We start from the raw sequence: 19,787 nt of genomic DNA on the forward strand, positions 1-19,787 counted from the left end.
TTTTATCTATGTGGAGGTTGCGTGTATGCCTAAAATAGTAGTTTCAAGAACTTCTCAGTATGTTAATAGCATGAGAGAATATGATATTTATATTGATAATGAAAAAGTAGATGTAATTAACGATGGCGAAAAAAAGATAATTGAAGTTTCTGAAGGTAATCATGAAATTTATATAAAAATAGATTGGTGTAAAAGCAAAAAATTGAATATGAATTTAACTGAAGGACAAGATATAAATCTAAAATGTGGAAGTGAAGCAACTGGAATAAAGCAGGTTTTTGCTTTAGTATATTTGTTTTTACCTTATAAATTTGTATATTTAGATTATTTATTAGATGATGAAGAGATTTACAATGATAATAAAGTTTCAAATTATAGTAGAATTAAAGATATGGGAATGAGAGAGTTTGTTTTAAAATGTGGAATCATTAGGTTTGGAATTCCCACAGCTATCATATATTCTATATTAATGGTACTACTTAATTCCAATATAAATTCAATAAGAAGTTTTATAACTAACACAATAATTAATCTATTAGTATTCACATTAGTGGGTGGATCTCTATTTGGATTTACTATGTGGAAATATATGAAAAGTAAAAATGCTTAGCAGCATAAGAAGTATTCTAAGTTAAGTAATAATATTTTTGGGGGAGAGTGATTAGTTTTTATATGCAGTGGATTTATTTGTTTCTTGCGATTGGATTTGAAATTACAGCAACAACTTTAATGAAAGTATCTAATGGTTTTTCTAAGATATTACCGACTATAGGGACAGGCTTGGGATATATAATATGTTTTACTTGTTTATCTATGGCTTTAAAAAAGATAGATATAAGTGTTGCATATGCTATATGGTCTGCAGCTGGAATAGTTATAATATCAACAATTGGAGTATTGTTTTTTAAAGAAAATATAAGTTTTTTAAAAGTAGTATCTATACTTCTTATTGTATTGGGTGTTATTGGATTGAATTTGAGTGGAGCAACTCATTGATAGAAATTTTGTAGCAAAGTGAAAGTTGAAAATGGAAGGTGGATAGATTTAGTGAGAGTTTTGTAATTATAATATACAGTCTTACTAAGGATAAAAATGAGTAAAATAGCATTTAAATTATTATTAATTTGTATTCTAATAGGAAATTTTTCTTTATCAGTATCGGCAGCAACAATAAATCCATTAGATAAAGTTTCTTCATATAATATTTATTATGGATATGTTAATAAGACGGTACTGCAAAATATGAAAAAGTATCAATTAATGGTTGTTGAACCTAAAGGGATTTCTCAATCAAACATAATGGAGTTGAAAAAGAATAATACCAAATTATATGCATATATTTCAATAGCAGAAATACCTAGTTGGGATAAGAGTGTTAATATTCCTCAAAATGATTATCTGAAAGTTTACGGAAAGATAGTGAAAAACTATGGTAATATTGTTGGGGATATAAGAAATACGAGTTATCAAAATATATTACTTTCGCAGATTAAAAACTTGATGAATAGAGGATTTGATGGGGTGTTTTTTGATACATTAGATGATTATGAAAGTTTAGATCTTGTAAAAACAAATTCTAATGTAGCTTCACTAGAACGTGCAGCAGTACAGTTTGTAGCAAATGCAAAAGTTAAATACCCTAATCTTAATATAATACAAAATAGAGGATTTAATATTCTTTCTTTAGGTTCGCAGAAATATGTAAAAGGAATACTTTATGAGGATTATGATTACGCTAGCAACGATTCTAATTCAAAAAGAACATTAAATCAATTAAAAAATGCCAAACAAAGCTATGGAGTAAACTGCTTTGTGCAATATGCGAAGAATTCAACTCAAAATAAATCCACTGCAATAAAAAATCATTGGAAGTATCTCTACAGAAATACAAACTATAATATATGGAATTAAAAAAACTGCCTATTTAAAGGCAGTTTTTTTATAAACATTCTTGTGCATACAAGTTCTAATTAAAAAACTATTGATATAATAAAAAACTTAATGACTATTTTCTTAGGTATATTGTGTCTACTGTTAAGGGATGAATTTGTAAAGTAGTTAGTATATAAATAAATTGTACGTACATGTTTTGAATTTATATGCTTATTAGTGTAATATTGTAGTATATAAAGGTAAGTTGTTAGGTACGTACAAATTTTTAATTTTTGCACACATTTGTGTAAAGGTTTTAAAAGTTGTGTGGTTTATCATATTTGATGAAAGGAGTTGATGAAAAGTGAAAGAATCTAAAACAAAGCATGAGATGATTGAAAATTATTATATAAATCTTATTAAAAAGGCTAAAGTTTTGACAGGGGAACAATTACCTTCTGAAAATGAAATTGCTAGTAAATTTAATGTCAGTAGGCATACAGTCAGGCAGGCACTCAATTATTTGGTGCAAGATGGATGGATATATAAAGAAAGAGGAAAAGGAAGTTTCTACTCAAATAAAAAGCAAAGCGTAACTAGAAAAAATGTTGCCGTACTTACAACTTATATTTCAGATTATATCTTTCCTAAAATAATATCAGGGATAGAAGAAGAACTAAGGAGAAGAGGATATAATTTGCTGCTGTTTAACAGCAATAATGATATTGAAAATGAAAGAATTTGTTTTGATAACATAATCAATCAGGATATAGCAGGTTTAATAGTTGAACCAGCACAAAGTACTATTAATAATTTGCATCATGAAAGTATTAAAAAGTTAGAAGAAAGAAAAATAAAATACATTGCAATAAATTCTAGTTGTGATGAAGAAAATTCTGCTTATATTGTGGTTGATGATGAACAAGGTGGATACAAGCTTACAAATTATCTGTTAGAGCTTGGACATAGAAACATAGCAGCAATATTTAAGGCAGATGACTTGCAAGGGGAAAATCGTAGAAAAGGTTATTTAAGAGCCCTTAAAGAATATGGTTTAAGTTTAGATAATAACATAATTGGTGAATTTATAACTGATAATGAAGAAATGTATGTAGAACAATTTGTAAGAAAAATATTAAGTATTGAAAATAGGCCAACTGCAGTAGTTTGCTACAATGATAAAGTGGCATTGAAGGTAATAGATAGTTTAAGAAAAGAAAATATAAAGGTACCCAAAGATATATCCATTGTAAGCTTTGATGATTCTAGTTTAGCAGTTTCATCAGATGTTAAGCTTACAACAATTAAGCATCCAAAAGAAGAAATGGGAATAAAGGCAGCAAGATGTATTATTGATATGATTGAAGGCAGAATAGATAAACCTCAGTATATTTATAGTGCTGAATTAATTGTAAGAGATTCATGTAGTAGAATTTAGAGTTTATAGATGATGTATAAGTATTTTAAGTCTGATTAAGGACATATAAAACTTGATTAATATAAAGGGTCATATGTACTTGGATGTACATATCAGATGATAATAATAAAAAATAATATAGATGGGGGAGTTATTATGAGTATAGAAATGAATAATATAAAAAATACAATTGTAAGTGGTAAAACAGTACTTGGGATTGAGCTTGGTTCAACTAGAATCAAAGCAGTTTTGATTGGAGAAGATAATTTACCTATAGCGTCAGGTAGTCATGAGTGGGAAAACAAATATGTTAATAATATTTGGACATATGGCTTAGATGATATTTGGAGTGGTGTACAGGACAGTTATAAGAACATGGCTGAAGATGTTAAAAATAAATATGGAGTAACTCTTGAAACTATAGGAGCAATAGGTTTTAGTGCCATGATGCATGGCTATATGGTTTTTAACAAGGAAGGAGATCTTTTGGTGCCATTCCGTACATGGCGTAACACTATTACTGAAAAGGCATCAGAAGAATTGACAAAACTATTTAATTATCACATTCCTCAAAGATGGAGCATTGCGCATCTTTATCAGGCTATTTTAAATGGAGAGGCACATGTAGCTGATATTGATTTTCAAACAACTTTAGAAGGATACATACATTGGAAACTAACAGGCAAAAAGGTTATAGGTATTGGTGAAGCATCTGGAATGTTCCCTATTGATATAGATACCAAGAACTATAATGCACAGATGGTAGAGAAGTTTAATGAATTGATTGCTTCTAAAAAATTATCATGGAAGCTTGAAGATATTTTACCTAAGGTTTTATTAGCAGGTGAAAGTGCAGGAGTTCTTACTGAAGAAGGAGCAAAGCTTTTAGATGTTACTGGAAATTTAAAAGCTGGTATTCCACTTTGTCCTCCAGAGGGGGATGCAGGGACAGGAATGGTTGCAACTAATAGTGTTGCAAAGCGAACTGGTAATGTTTCTGCTGGAACCTCTGTTTTTGCAATGGTTGTACTTGAAAAGGAATTATCAAAGGTTTATGAGGAAATAGACTTAGTTACAACACCTACAGGAAATTTAGTTGGAATGGTTCACTGCAATAACTGTACTTCAGATCTTAATGCATGGGTTGGCTTGTTTAAAGAGTTTTCAGAGGCAATGGGTGTAGAAGTTGATATAAACAGATTATTTGCAACTTTATATAATAAGGCACTTGAAGGGGATTCAGACTGTGGTGGTTTGTTATCTTATAATTATTTCTCAGGGGAGCATATAACAAATTTTGAAGAAGGACGTCCTTTATTTGTGCGTGCACCAGAAAGTAAATTTAACTTGGCTAACTTTATGCGTGTCCATTTATTCACATCTTTAGGAGCACTAAAAACTGGACTAGACATTCTTCTTAAACAAGAAGGCGTTAAGCTGGATGAGATTTTAGGTCATGGAGGTTTATTTAAGACTAAGGATGTGGGACAAAAGATTATGGCTGCAGCTATAGATGCTCCTGTTTCTGTTATGGAAACTGCTGGAGAAGGTGGAGCTTGGGGAATTGCGTTACTTGCATCCTATATGATTAACAAAACAGAGAATGAGACTCTAGAAGATTTTCTTAATGAGAAAATATTTGCAGGTAAGGTTGGGACAAAGATAGGTCCAGACCCTAAGGATGTAGAAGGGTTTAATGAATTTATCAAACGTTATACAAATGGACTTGCTATTGAAAGATCAGCAATAGATAACCTTAAATAATGAGTTAGAATAATATACTGAAGACTTGGAGGATTTATTAATGTTAGAGGAATTAAAAGTAAAGGTTTATGAAGCAAATATGGAACTTCAAAGAAAAGGTCTTGTAATTTATACTTGGGGAAATGTTAGTGAAATTGATAGAGAAACAGGATTAGTAATTATTAAGCCAAGTGGTGTTGATTATGATACTATGAAAGCAGAAGATATGGTAGTAGTTGATTTGGATGGAAATGTAGTAGAGGGGAGATATAAACCGTCTACTGATACACCAACACATTTAGTTATGTATAATAGGTATCCTAATATAGGAGGAGTTGTACACACTCATTCAGAATGGGCAACAACCTTTGCACAAGCTGGCATGGATATACCTGCATTTGGAACTACTCACGCAGATTATTTCTATGGAGACATTCCATGCACAAGAGATTTAACAGATGATGAAATCAGTGGAGAATATGAAAAAGAAACAGGAAATGTTATTGTAGAAACAATAGGAGATAAAAATCCATTAGAAGTTCCTGCTATTGTAGTTAAGAATCACGGACCATTTGCTTGGGGACAAGATGCTGATTCAGCAGTTTATAATGCAGTTGTGTTAGATAAAGTTGCAGAAATGGCATATAAAACTATGACTCTAAACCCAGAAGTAATGCGTGTTAAACAGCATTTACTAGATAAGCATTATCTTAGAAAACATGGTGCAAATGCATATTATGGGCAAAAACTATAGATTAAATAATTAAATTAATAGGCTTGAAACAGTAGAATGAAAAATTAATAATTTAAAAAGTCTTATTTGAGCACCGAATACAGAACTCGGCTTAAAGAGTTGCTCACTTAAATAAGTTATAAAGTGATTTTAGGAGTAATAGAAAAATGGATAATATGATAGTAACGAGAATGGAAGAAAACATGATAGATGAATGTGTTGATTTGTTTATTTCAACTTTTTCAAGAGAGCCTTGGAATGATGTATATGAATCAAGAGATCAGGTAAGGCAATTTTTTGTTAATCATTTCGCCAATAATTATTTTTTAGGATATGTGGTTAGTATTAATGGAAAAATAGAAGGGCTAAGTGTTGGCATTAAAAAACCTTGGATAAATGGCTTAGAATACTATATAGATGAATTTTGTATAAATTATAGTTGTCAAGGCAAAGGTATTGGAAGTAAGTTTATTAATGAAATTGAAAAAGATATTAATAGTCAAGGGCTAAATGGAATGATGCTAAATACAGAAAAGGGTTATCCATCTTTTGAATTTTATAAGAAGAATGGTTTTGAGGAACTTGGAGATTTGATAGTAATGGGAAAATAATTTATTAACTGAATGTTTAAATTTAATAAGGGACAAGTAATCTTCAGGGTTTGTTTTAGTTCAAAATGGGATGTTTAAAATTCATCCCATTTTTTTGCCCAAAAGTGTAATTGCCATGTTTGTCAGTTTATGATATGATGTGATAAATTATCGTATTTTAGGAGGAATTTTGATGAACAAAAAAGAAAAGTTTTTAAATCTTACTGTGAATTCTATTAAATTTAAATTAATTATTGCGGTAGTAATAGTTCAATATTTTAGTTCTTACATAGGACAAGCTATTCAGTTTGGAGTAGAGCAAAGTAGACAAGCTTTAGTAAATAGAGGATTAGATTCTGGTTTCTTTAGTAATTCTTTGGGCATACGTATCTCTTCAGGCTTAAGTATAATAGCATCAGTTATTATTATAGTTTTTGTTTATGATAGACTTGTTTTAAAAAGATTAAAGAAAGCACTAAAGTTCACAGAAAGATTAGGAAACGGTGACTTGTCAGAAGAACTTAACTTCAAAGGTAATGATGAAATCAGCAGATTAGGAAGATCCTTAGATAAAGCTAGTTCAAATATTAAAATTCTAGTATCAGATATAATGGAGATTTCTCAAACAATTAATACTACTGGAAATGAGTTATTAGCATCAACTCAAAATTCTTCTTCAAGTATAAATACTATAAATTTAACTTCAACTAAACTTAATGATGATGCATTAAGTCTAATACATACTACTGAAAAAGCCAATTCAGAAATTGAAGAAATATCAGAAACTACAGATTATCTGTTATCTAAAGTAAAAAATGCGCTAGATTCATCAGATGAAATGAAAACAAGAGCTATGCAAATGAAGGAAAAGGTTTCTTATTCCCTTGAAAAGGCAGATATAACTTATAGCGAAAAGCAGGATAAAATACTTAAAGCAATTGAAGCAGGGAAAATAGTAGAGGAAATTAAAGTAATGTCAGATACTATAAAAGGTATATCTGATCAGACAAACTTACTAGCATTAAATGCATCTATTGAAGCTGCTAGAGCTGGTGAACAGGGTAAAGGATTTGCTGTTGTAGCTGAAGAAGTAAAAATACTAGCAGAGCAATCTTCAGAAGCTATTTCAAATGTTGAAAATTTAGTTTCACAAGTAAGAGAAGTTTTTGATAATCTATCAATAAGCTCTCAAGATATTCTAGAATATATTAATACTAATGTTAAATCAGATTATGAATTGTTACTCCAGACAGGAGATCAATATAAAGATGATGCAAAATTTATTAATGATATATGTAATGAAGTAACTTCATCAGCTAAATTAGTGAATATGTCAGTTGTAAAAATAAGCGAAGTTATGGAAGAGGTTGTAATGATGTCAGAAAAATCTTCTGATTCTACTGCTGAAATAAATGCAAGCATAACAGAAATAAATTCTGTTATGGATGAAGTGAATAATTCTATGGAGAATCAGGTTAATTTATCAGAAAAACTGGAGAAGTCTATTAATAAGTTTACTTTATAAGGTTTTTAGTATTGAGAATTTTAAGGATTATATTTTTTTGTAAATGCAATGAATTTGCCATATGTTCCAAAAAGTGCAAAACATATTTATGATGTAGAATATTATTTAGAGCACATATAATTTAAATTATATAAATGGATATTTAAAAATAGGGAAGTGAATTCTATAATAGAACACTTCTCTAGTTTTTTATAAGAGTTTAATATAAATTTTAATGAATTTAGTAATCGGAGTGTTGTAGTATTGCATGGAAGTACATAGCATTTTGCCCAAAGGTACAATTGTTGTAATTATTGAGTTGCCATAAAATAAACATGTAATCATTCATAAGATTGATAAAAAATATATTGGAGGAGAAAATTTATGGCAAAGTTATTGTATAAACTGGGTGCATGGGCTTATAAGAAACCTAAAAGAATCATTTTATTTTGGCTAATGATCATAGCGGTTGCAGGTGGTTTGATAGCGATGAATGGTATGGAGTTTAGGGGGAGTATGAGTATTCCTGGCACAGAATCTGGGCAGGCAGGTGAAATACTAAAAAATGCAACTGGCTCAACTAAAGATTACGGCAGTATAAGACTTATTTTTAAAGTCGATGATGGAAAAACAGTACAAGATTCATCAGTAAAAGATGCAATAAATAAAACAATAGAACAGGTGCAGAAAGAAGATAATAATGTTAAATCTGTAGCAAGTCCATATGTAAGAAAAACTATTAGCAAAGATGGCAAAATTGCTTATGCAGATATTACATATAATAGCGAATCTGATAAAGTTACACAAGAATCTAAGGACAAAGTATTAGAGAGTATAAAAATAACCAGAGATGCAGGGATTCAAATTGAATTAGGAGGAAGTGTTACCTTATCAAAGACTGAAGTTGGTGGAAGTTCTGAGATAATAAGTATTGTAGCAGCATTTTTTGTTCTTATCTTTACGCTTGGATCGCTTATGGCAGCGGGATTACCAATAGTAACTGCTATTATTGGATTAATTACTGGATTACTTGGTATTATGGCTGCAACAAGTGTTGTAGATATGTCTGCAATGTCAATATCTTTGGCATCCATGGTTGGTTTGGCTGTAGGAATTGATTATGCATTATTTATAATTTCTAGATACCGCCAAAATCTTAGTGAAGGTAAAGACTTACAAGAATCTACTGCTTTGGCACTAGGTACAGCAGGTAGTGCAGTTTTATTTGCAGGTGTAACTGTTATTATTGCACTATGTGGACTATCATTATGTGGTGTACCATTTTTAGGGGTTATGGGAAAGGTTGCTGCAGTGATGGTACTTGTTGTAGTAATGGTTTCGCTTACAGCAGTTCCAGCAGGTATAAGTCTTGCAGGACATCATATACGTCCAAAGAAAAAGAAGAAGACTTCTACAAGGTTTGTTTGCAATGAAAAAAATCAAAAATCAAATTTATGGGGAAGAATAGTAACCAAGTACCCAATTATTACAATTGTTCTTGTTTTAGTACTAACTTGTGCAGTTGGGTACTCAGCTAAGGACATGGAACTGGGACTTCCTGATAATGGAATGATGCAAAAAACAAGTACAGAACGAAAAGGCTATGATATTATGTCAGAGGGGTTTGGAGAAGGAATTAATGGTTCTCTTGTGGTTGTTATGCAGGCTTCTAATTCAGGAGGCAATACCTTAAAGGCTATGCAAGAAGCAACTAAAGAAATTAGTGATTTACCGAACATAGCTAGCATTACACCAGTAGTTCCAACTAAAAATAAAACAATAGCTATGGTATCAGTAACACCTAAAACTGGACCAAATGATATGGCAACTAAGGAATTAGTTAAAAATATTCGTGATAAGAGTAAAGTTACTGAAAGCAAATATAATATTAATTTAATGGTAACTGGAAGAACGGCAGTTAATATAGATACGTCTGATAAACTTAGTCAAGCTATTCCAAAGTTTGCTGGAGTTATTGTGGTACTTGCTTTGATTTTGATGATTTTAGTATTCAGATCTATACTTGTACCTATTAAGGCTGTTCTTGGATTTGTAATGACTTTAGTTGCAACACTAGGATTTGATGTTTTAACTTTACAACAAGGAAATTTTGCTGACCTATTAGGTATAGCTAAAGCAGGTCCAATATTATGTTTCATCCCTGTAATAGCTATAGGAATATTATTTGGTTTAGCAATGGATTATGAGGTATTTTTAGTAAGTGGAATGAGAGAACATTTTTCTAAAACAGGTAAGGCGCAGGAATCTGTTCTTTATGGAGTAAAAAATAGTGGAGTTGTAGTCGCGGCAGCAGGATTAATAATGACTATTGTTTTTGCAAGTTTTGCTATGCAAAATGATATAAATATTAAATCTATGGGAATTCCACTTGCATTTGGTGTATTATTTGATGCATTTATTGTAAGAATGACATTAGTACCAGCGGTTATGACACTATTAGGAAAATCAGCTTGGTATATGCCAAAATGGTTAGATAAAATTCTTCCTAAATTTGATATTGAAGGTGAGGCTATAAGAGAAGAAGAGAAGATTGCATAAGTAAATTAGAGTGTTATGCAAAATATCTTTTAACAAAAAGGCTGTAGTATTATAGTTACTTAATGCTACAGTCTTTGTAAATATTTTGATTTCTATGATATTTTGACACTGAAAATTAAGTATGACATAATTTTAGAATGAGGCAGGTGATGATTTTGATAAATAAGCTTAGATTAATACTTATTGAGGATTTAGAGTCGATTAAATTATCTAAATCTCCAATAGTAGTAGGAATTTTACTAGTTTATGCAGCTACAATATTTATGCAATATAAGAGTAAATTATCTTTGCATTCAATTATAGTTTTTACGTTAGTGATGATTATACATTTATTGTTATACTTATTTTCAAATGTTATATTTAAAAATAAGTATTTACTATATTTCATAATACAAGGAATAATAGTTTTTGATTGTGCAGTTATAATGCCTAGTGGATATGAAACTATATTTCTTGGATTAATTCCTGTTTTAATTTTTCAAAGCACTATAATTTATTATAATGCTATAAAAGTTATAGTTACATCAATTTTTTATTACAGTATTTTTTGTGTTACTATTATTATATATGATGGAACACGGGAATTAGTTAGATACATACCAATACTTGTTTTAATTACTATAGCTGTGCGTGCCTTTTCAGTAATTTACATTAAACAAGTAAAATTACGTGTAAAAAGTCAGAAGGTTTTAAAGGAATTAGAACTTGCTTATGAGAAGGTTGAAGAACTGACTTTAATTAATGAAAGGCAGAGGATGGCAAGAGATTTGCATGATACCCTTTCTCAAGGGCTTGTAGGTGTAATTATGCAATTAGATGCAGTAGATGCGAATTTAAATAATAACAATGTAAAACGAGCTCAAGAAATTGTTCAAAGAGCTATGCAGCATGCAAGAAATACTTTATCGGATTCTAGGCTTGTTATACATGATTTGAGATTTCAAGAAAGTACAGATATAGATTTTTCAAAGGCAATAGAAAAAGAGATAGCTACCTTTAAGGCTGTTTCTCATACTTTTATTATAACGAATATTACAGTAGAATCACAAATTTCCCCAAAGATTATTAAACATGTTTTATATATTTTGAGAGAAGCTTTAAATAATATTGCAAAGCATGCAAGGGCAAAGAATGTGGCAGTTAAAATAGTAGAAAATAGAAATGTGTTAGATATTAATATTAGTGATGATGGTATTGGATTTGAAATTAAGCTTCTTGATAAATTATTTGGACATTACGGCATACTTGGAATGACTGAACGAGTAAAAGCAATAAATGGTGAAATTGAAATTGAAAGTAAAAAAAGAATAGGTACTAATATTAAAATTAGAATACCAATTGGAGAGGAAATAAATTAGGAAGATGAATAGGAAAAGAATATTAATAGTAGATGATCATTTGGTAGTTAGAGAAGGATTAAAGCTTATTTTTGAAACAGAAGAAAATTATGAAGTTGTAGGCGAAGCGGAAAATGGAGAAAAAGCATTGCTATTAGCAGACCAGTTAAAACCAGACTTAATATTAATGGATTTAAGTATGCCTAAAATGAGTGGAATAGAAGTAATAAAAGAATTGAACAAAAGAAATAATTTGGCACCAATAATTATCTTAACGACTTTTAATGATGATGATTTAATTAAGGAGGGTCTTTCATTAGGCGCTAAGGGATATCTCCTAAAAGATACTAATCGTGAAAATCTTATTAGGACAGTTGAATCTGCCATAAGAGGAGAAATCCTTCTCCAACCAGAAATTAGTCAGAGTCTTTTCATTTCAAAAAAAGAACAAAAGCAAGATAATACTTCAATGAATATTCCTATTACAGAAAGAGAATTATTTGTTTTGCAAGCTATTGCAAGAGGCTGCACAAGTAAAGAAATAGCCTTTGATATGGGAATATCTGAAAGAACAGTTAAAGCTCATTTAACTAATATATATAGCAAGCTTAACGTTGAATCTAGATCAGGAGCAGTTGCGGTAGCTATAGAAAAGGGGATAATACATATTGAGAGATAGTAGATAATTATTTAGAGCAAATAAGAATATATCAACCTGCTTATACATTAGCTAGGGAAAATCCTAATTTATGTTTGCAAATTTATTAACTATAATAAATTTTGATGTATAAAGGGTTGAAATATATTCTGGGTTGGCACATAATTGGTTAAAGAAGGATTTTAAACTATGGTGAAAAAATAATAGACTAATTTATAGTCTATTATTTTTTATATGTCTATATTTAATCAGGAGAAAGGAGCGAGAGAAATGAACAACCGAGAATTAGCAACAGAAATATTAAAGTATGTTGGAACAGAAAATAATGTTGATTCATTAACCCACTGTGTCACTAGACTAAGATTTAAATTGATAGATAATGATAAAGCAGATAGAAGCAATATAGAAAGCCTTGAGGGTGTATTAAGTGTAGTTGAAAGCGGTGGACAGTTTCAGGTGGTAATAGGGAATACTGTTGGTGATGTTTATAAGGAAATAGTTAAGTTGTGCAAATCTTTAGATGATAACAAAAAAACAAAAGAAGAAATTAAAGAAAAGAGCAGTATAGGAAGTAAGATTCTTGATATAATATCATCTATACTTTCACCTGTTTTAGCAATATTAGCTAGCTTAAGTTTGCTTAAAGCTTTACTAGTAATATTAGTTCATTTAAATTATATTTCAACCTCAAGTGAAATTTATTATTTGTTTCATGCAATTGAGGATGGAGCACTTTATTTTATGCCTATATTAATAGCTCTTTCATCAGCTAAGAAGTTTAAAACAAATGAATTTATAGCTGTAACCTTAGGAGCTATATTACTGTATCCTAATGTTATTGAGTATTTGGTTAAAGGCGGCAATTTTACTTTTTTATCAATAAACAATAAAGCAATTAATTATGCATATACTTTTCTTCCTATAATAATATCCGTGTTGATTTTATCAAGATTAGAAAAGTTCTTAAATAAAGCAATAAATGATAATCTAAAGTTTTTCTTTTTGCCATTTGCGTGTCTAGGGATAATGGCTCCGATAACATTTATAATTGTAGGACCTGTATCAACTTTTATAACTAATTCAATTGGAGACATTTATGAGTATATATACAACTTAAGCCCAATAGTTTTTGGGGGTATAGTAGGTGGGTTTTGGCAAGCATTAGTTGTTAGAGGTATTCATTGGGGGGCTATGCCGATAGTTATAAACAATCTATCCATAAAAGGTACAGATACTTTTATGGCTCTTGCACTATGTGGAGGAGTTGGACAAGCTGGCGCAGTATTAGGAGTTATATTAAAAACTAAAAACAAGAATATAAGAAAAACTGCATTGTCTACAATACCAACTGGATTATTAGGTATAACTGAACCAACTATATATGGAGTGACTTTAAAGCATAAAACTCCATTTATTTGTGGATCTATAGGTAGTGCTGTAGGTGGTGCAATTGCAGGTTACTCTGGAAGTGCAGCAATGGGATATGTTATTCCAGGATTTTTGACCTTACCTGTATATTTTGGCAAGGGGTTTAAAGTTTTATTGGTTGCTGTTGCTGTGTCTTATATTTTATCAGTTGTGTTAACTTTTATAACTTTTAAAGATACAGTAGAAAAAAGTAGTGTAACTGGAATAGAGAATTTGGACAAAAAATATAAACCCATTAAAGATTACTCTAATTTAAGTAAAGACAATAATATAGAAATTATATATAGTCCGTTGAAAGGTGAAATTAAGCAATTATCTCAGGTTTCAGATAAAGTTTTTGCAGAGGGGGTATTGGGAAAGGGAATAGCTATAACTCCATATGATGGGAAGTTAGTTAGTCCTATTGACGGGGTAGTTTCAGTTGTGTTTCCTACAGGACACGCGGTTGTTGTAACTTCAAAGGAAGGTGCTGAAATATTAATGCATATAGGATTTAATACAGTTAGTTTAGATGGAAAGTATTTTAATACTAGGGTTACTCAAGGGCAAGTAGTAAATAAGGGTGATGTATTAGTTGAATTTGATATTGATAATATTGTAAGGGAAGGATTTGAAGTGACAACTCCTATAGTTATTACCAATTCAGATAATTATGCTGAGATAAATGGAGTAGAGCAAGAAACAGTTAAGTATAATGACAGTATTTTGTGTATCAAAAAGAAATAGTGTTTGTAGGGGCAAAAATTATAAGGTTTAGAAAAATATTCAGGATGAAGTTGTTTGGAGATATTTTTATAGAAATATATTTGAAGTATTACTATATATGAGTGTGAATTATACGATAATAATCAAGATACATTATCTAAAGGAGGAATGGATGAAGTGGAAGAACTAGAAAAGAAACTCACGGCAAAAATAGCACTGCTAATTATTTTGGCTATTTTTCTTTATATAGGGTTTAATTATTGGAACAGCGTAATGGGAGTATTAAAATCAGTGTATAACATGCTATTTCCGTTTATTTTAGGAGGATGTATTGCATTTGTTCTTAATATTCCAGTTACAATTTTATCAAATAAATTATCTAAGGTTAAAGGAAAGAGAATAGGTGCAATAATTCGCAAAGGTAGTACAGCTATAAGCATAGTGCTTTCTTGCTTTATTATAATAGGACTTTTAGGGTTAGTTTCATATATTATCATTCCTAATATTATAGATACTCTTATGATATTGCCTAAAACTTTTGATGATTCTACAGTAGCTTTTAAGAAGTGGATAGACTCTAATACTTGGTTATCTAATAAGGTAATTGATATGATTAATAAGATTTGGGTGAATTGGGATAGTATTTTTGATAATTTGAAGTCAACCATTTTTAGTGGAGCAAGTTCTATGATAACTACTACATTAGGAATAGCAACTTCCTTTGCGAGTGCTGTTGTAGAGTTCATATTAGGATTTATATTTTCAATTTATATATTGTCACAGAAGAAAAAACTTGGGGCACAGTTTAAAAAAATATTATATGCATTTCTTTCAGTTGAGAGAGCAGATTCAATTTTGAATGTTATTTCACTTACAGGTCAGACATTTTCAAATTTTATTACAGGACAATGTATCGAGTCAATGATATTAGGAGTTATGTTTTTTATAACAATGCTTATATTTAATTTTCCATATGCTTTGGTTATTAGTATTTTAATTGCTTTTGCAGCAATTATTCCAGTTTTAGGTTCTCTTATTGGATGTGTAATTGCTGTATTTCTAATAGTTATGGTGAATCCAATGAAGGCTGGCTTATTTATAATTGTTTTCCTAATACTTAAACAAATAGAGGACAACCTTATTTATCCTAAAGTTGTAGGAAATTCTATTGGACTTCCATCTATTTGGGTATTGGTTGCAATCACAATTGGTGGTAAAATGTTTGGAATAGCAGGAATGATTATGTTTATACCTTTATTTTCCGTTGCCTATGTATTATTCAGAAAAGAAGTGTACGAAAGATTGGCTAAAAAAGAATTAAAAATAGATTAGTCTAATATTTATTCTTCGCTTACAAGTATGTTTATCACATATTTCTAAGTGATTTTTTTATTGATTTTATTTATTAATTTAAATTAGTTTTGATAAATGTAGATTTCTCCGCTAAATGCTTTTTGGAATAAATAATGAGTACATCTTATAAAATATAATAAGAGATTTAGGAGTAAACTTATGTCAGATATTATTATTTCGGAAGCTAAGAGATGCTTGCAATGTAAAAATCCATTTTGCAAGAAAGCATGTCCTGTTAATACACCCTTTAATGAGGTTGTGAAGTTGTTTTTAGAAGGAAACATTATTAAGGCTGGAGAAATACTTTTTAATAATAATCCTCTTTCAGTGGTATGTTCTTTGGTATGTCCTCATTCAAATCAATGTGAGGGTAACTGTATACGAGGAAGAAAGGGAGATTCCATTAAAGTAAGCATGGTAGAACATTATATATCAGATTACTATTTAAACTTTGTTTCTGCGGAGGTAAAAAAGAATAAGGATAAAAAGGTTGGCATTATAGGTTCTGGTCCAGCTGGAATTACTATTGCGATTATTTTAGCGTCAAAGGGGTATGACATAACAATTTTTGAAGCACATGATAAAATCGGTGGAGTTATGAGATATGGAATTCCTGAATTCAGATTACCTAAGGCTATTTTAGATAAGTTAAGAGAAAAACTTATTAGTATGGGGGTTAACATAAGACCTAATACCCTAATTGGTTCAGCTATTACAATAGATGATTTATTTAGGGATGGATATAAAGCGGTGTTTATAGGCACAGGAGTTTGGAATCCAAAAGGATTAGGCATAAAGGGGGAAACCTTTGGTCATGTTCACTATGCTATTGACTATCTAAAAAGTCCAGAAGTATATAATTTAGGAGAAAAGGTCTGTATAGTAGGAGCAGGTAATGTTGCTATGGATGTTGCAAGAACTGCATTAAGGAATGGTTCAAGGAAAGTTTATATAATGTATAGAAAAGGTGAAACTAGCATGCAGGCAGATAAAAATGAAATTGAGTTTGCAAAGCTTGAAGGGGTAAGATTTAATTTTTATCAAGTACCTGTAGAAATAAAAGAAAATGGAGTTGAATTTATTCATACTAGACAAGCTAGTATAGATGAAAAAGGAAAAGAAATAGTAGAACTGATAGAAGGTTCAGAAGAATTTTTTAAAGCTGATTCTGTAATTTTAGCAGTTGGGCAAAAGCCTAGAAATAATATAATTTCTACTTCAAAAGGAATTGATGTTAATAAAGAAGGCTTAATAGTTACAGATGAATGTGGGAGAACCACTAAAGATGGGGTATTTGCTTGTGGGGATGTTGTAACAGGGGCTAAAACAGTTGTGCAAGCTGTAAAAGTAGCTAAGATAGTTGCTGAAACTATTGAATATCATATAAATAGAGGTTAATATAGAGTCTCATCAGAAAATGATGAGATTTTTTATATGTTTAAATAGATATTTATATATTGCTGATTTATTAGTAGATATTATTTGAACAAAACGAGTTTGTATAAAAATTTTTTATACAAAAATAGAGAACATATAATCGAAGCATTATGTGAAACTGGACTATATTAGAGTATTGAATATAATTGGAGTTTGTGATAATAGAATAATATAACTTATATATTATAGAAGAAAATAATTATGCTCAAGAATAGAATGTCGAAAAGTGTTAAAAAAGCTCAAGCTTTCTTAAAATATCGCGATAATAAAAGAATGAATAATAAAAATATTGCGAAAATTTTAAGGAGGCTTAAAATAAAAATGAGAAAAGTAAAAATAAATACTATTAGAATTAAATTAATTGTTAGTTTGTTAGCAATTTGTATAATACCATTGTGCATATCAGGGTATGGTTCATGGTTTCAATCCAAAAATATACTTATGAATAAGTTAACATTAACAAGTGAACAAACTATTTCAGAAGCAAATAATGGGTTAGAAAATTATTTTAGAGGGTATTCCAATATGGTTTCAGTTATGGCTGCTAATAATAATTTTATTAATCCAAATCAAAATGATAACATTAATAATATTCCTCAACTATTAAAAGGTACGAAGGAAAGCGATAAGGATATATTTAGCTCATATTATGGCACTGAATCAGGAAAGTTTCAAATATATCCAGAGCAAGTAATGCCAGATGGATTTAATGCTAAAGTGAGACCTTGGTATAAATTAGCTTTAGAGCATAAAGGGCAAGTCGTTATTACAGCACCTTTTAAAGATGCTAAAACTGGGAAAAGTGTTGTATCTATAGCAAAAACAGTAGAAAAGGATGGAGCATTAATTGGAGTTACGGCTTTAAATGTTTCATTGGATACACTTGTACAAAATATAGCTTCTAAAAAAATAGGAAGTACTGGATATATATATATTGTTGGGACTGATGGAAATGTTATAGCACATCCACAAACTAATTTTATAGGTACAAAAGCATCAACTTGGGATAAAATAAGTACAAATAATAGTGGATTCATAGAATATGAATATAATGGAACTAAAAAGTTTGGTGTGTATCAGACTAATGAACTTACTGGTTGGAAGTTAATGACTACAATGAATTATCAAGAATTAACTAATGATACAAATTCAATATTATATACAGTATTGCTAATCATATTAGTTATGGGAGCAATTGCAGCAGTAATGTCATTATTTTTAAGTAAAGGTATTTCAAAAAACATTAATAATTTAAAAGATGTATTTGCAAAAGCTTCAAAAGGAGATCTAACAGTATCAATAGTTTCAACCACTAAAGATGAATTTAAAGATTTGGGAGAATCTTTCAATTTTATGATGAAGAATATCAGTGGACTTATGAATAATGTTACTGATTCCTCTAATGTATTATTGGATACCTCATCTAATCTAGCAATTATGTCTGAAGAAGTGACTTCGTCAATAGGAGATGTAGCAAGAGCAATACAAGAAGTTTCACAAGGCTCAACAAGCCAAGCTGATAATGCCCAAAAAGGTGCTTTGGAAATGAATGAGTTGTCTGACAAATTAGATAAAATAAGTGTAAGTTCAAATGAAATGGATAAGTTATCACTAAATACTAAAGATTTAAGTGCTAAGGGCCTATCTATGATAGAAATATTAATTGATAAATCAAGTAAAAACAAAAATGCTACAGCAGAAGTAAATGATATAGTTAAGGATATGAATAATAGTACAAAACAAATAAATATAATTTCTGAAACTATATCTGACATAACGGAGCAGACAAACTTATTAGCTTTAAATGCAAGTATAGAAGCAGCGCGTGCAGGTGAAGCAGGCAAGGGGTTTGCAGTAGTAGCAGATGAAATAAGAAAACTTGCAGAACAATCTAGAGTTTCTACAGAGGAAATAAAAGCTATAGTTGAAGTTATACAGAAAAAATCTAATATAGCAGTAGATGCTATTGTGTCTACTGAAAATGTAGTAGAAGAACAATATAAAGCTGTAGGTGAAACTGAAGAAATATTCAAACAAATACTTAAGTCAATACAAATAATGATTAACAAGGTTAATGAAGTGAAATTGTCTATAGGTGATATGAATAGTTCAAAGCAAAGTACATTGGCGGAAATTCAAAATATTTCTGCAATATCAGAAGAAACAGCAGCTGCATCAGAGGAAGTTACAGCTTCAACAGAAGAGATATCATCTACTATGCACGAATTTACAAGGCATGCGGATAATCTTGAGGAGCTAGCTGAAAAGCTAAAATCAGAGTTGATGAAATTTAAGACCAATTAGATTATAAACCAGAGTCTTATCAGAAATGATAAGGCTCTTTTAAATTTATTAGTGAGCTAATAGAATAATTAAAATTAAATCCGAGTAATCTGATTGACAATATCGGAATGCTCGTATATAATTAATTCAATGTGCAAGAGATATACA

General features: G+C 30.1%; 15 protein-coding genes. All 15 read left to right on the forward strand.

All coding sequences use genetic code 11. The features are described 5' to 3' along the window. The first annotated feature begins 25 nt into the window (after positions 1–25). The 15 genes from OCU47_RS04810 (at position 26) to OCU47_RS04880 (ending at position 19,640) form a co-directional block, all read left to right on the forward strand. Complete coding sequence (locus OCU47_RS04810) at positions 26–610, forward strand: hypothetical protein (RefSeq protein WP_261827457.1); 585 nt, start codon at positions 26–28, stop codon at positions 608–610. A gap of 62 nt (positions 611–672) precedes the next feature. Next, entirely contained in the window at positions 673–996 is a 324-nt protein-coding gene (locus OCU47_RS04815) for a DMT family transporter (RefSeq protein ID WP_261830585.1), read from the forward strand. Positions 997–1,092: 96 nt separating this feature from the next. Beyond that, a complete protein-coding gene (locus OCU47_RS04820) occupies positions 1,093–1,911 on the forward strand; it encodes an endo alpha-1,4 polygalactosaminidase (protein ID WP_261827458.1) in 819 nt (272 codons plus the stop codon). A gap of 325 nt (positions 1,912–2,236) precedes the next feature. After that, positions 2,237–3,310 (forward strand): GntR family transcriptional regulator, encoded by a 1,074-nt coding sequence (locus OCU47_RS04825; RefSeq protein ID WP_261827459.1) that lies wholly within the window; start codon positions 2,237–2,239, stop codon positions 3,308–3,310. A 135-nt stretch (positions 3,311–3,445) separates the two neighbouring features. After that, positions 3,446–5,053, forward strand: a complete 1,608-nt coding sequence (locus tag OCU47_RS04830) for a xylulokinase (protein ID WP_261827460.1) — start codon at positions 3,446–3,448, stop codon at positions 5,051–5,053. Positions 5,054–5,093: 40 nt separating this feature from the next. Next, positions 5,094–5,786 (forward strand): L-ribulose-5-phosphate 4-epimerase, encoded by a 693-nt coding sequence (locus tag OCU47_RS04835; protein ID WP_261827461.1) that lies wholly within the window; start codon positions 5,094–5,096, stop codon positions 5,784–5,786. A gap of 146 nt (positions 5,787–5,932) precedes the next feature. Then, positions 5,933–6,376: a GNAT family N-acetyltransferase gene (locus tag OCU47_RS04840; protein WP_261827462.1), complete on the forward strand. Its 444-nt coding sequence runs from the start codon at positions 5,933–5,935 to the stop codon at positions 6,374–6,376. Between the two features lie 172 nt (positions 6,377–6,548). Then, entirely contained in the window at positions 6,549–7,880 is a 1,332-nt protein-coding gene (locus OCU47_RS04845) for a methyl-accepting chemotaxis protein (RefSeq protein WP_261827463.1), read from the forward strand. A gap of 363 nt (positions 7,881–8,243) precedes the next feature. After that, complete coding sequence (locus OCU47_RS04850; RefSeq protein WP_261827464.1) at positions 8,244–10,418, forward strand: MMPL family transporter; 2,175 nt, start codon at positions 8,244–8,246, stop codon at positions 10,416–10,418. Between the two features lie 149 nt (positions 10,419–10,567). Continuing rightward, positions 10,568–11,776, forward strand: a complete 1,209-nt coding sequence (locus OCU47_RS04855; RefSeq protein WP_261827465.1) for a sensor histidine kinase — start codon at positions 10,568–10,570, stop codon at positions 11,774–11,776. A gap of 4 nt (positions 11,777–11,780) precedes the next feature. Further along, complete coding sequence (locus OCU47_RS04860; RefSeq protein ID WP_261827466.1) at positions 11,781–12,434, forward strand: response regulator; 654 nt, start codon at positions 11,781–11,783, stop codon at positions 12,432–12,434. A gap of 249 nt (positions 12,435–12,683) precedes the next feature. Further along, positions 12,684–14,567, forward strand: a complete 1,884-nt coding sequence (locus OCU47_RS04865) for a beta-glucoside-specific PTS transporter subunit IIABC (RefSeq protein WP_261827467.1) — start codon at positions 12,684–12,686, stop codon at positions 14,565–14,567. Positions 14,568–14,714: 147 nt separating this feature from the next. Then, complete coding sequence (locus OCU47_RS04870; RefSeq protein ID WP_261827468.1) at positions 14,715–15,878, forward strand: AI-2E family transporter; 1,164 nt, start codon at positions 14,715–14,717, stop codon at positions 15,876–15,878. Between the two features lie 180 nt (positions 15,879–16,058). After that, positions 16,059–17,297 (forward strand): NAD(P)-dependent oxidoreductase, encoded by a 1,239-nt coding sequence (locus OCU47_RS04875; protein ID WP_261827469.1) that lies wholly within the window; start codon positions 16,059–16,061, stop codon positions 17,295–17,297. A 354-nt stretch (positions 17,298–17,651) separates the two neighbouring features. Next, on the forward strand, positions 17,652–19,640 hold the full coding sequence (locus tag OCU47_RS04880) for a methyl-accepting chemotaxis protein (protein ID WP_376778051.1): 1,989 nt from the start codon (positions 17,652–17,654) through the stop codon (positions 19,638–19,640). Positions 19,641–19,787 lie beyond the last annotated feature (147 nt).

This window comes from Clostridium sp. TW13 (genome assembly GCF_024345225.1).
GTDB classification, from domain to species: Bacteria; Bacillota; Clostridia; order Clostridiales; family Clostridiaceae; genus Inconstantimicrobium; species Inconstantimicrobium mannanitabidum.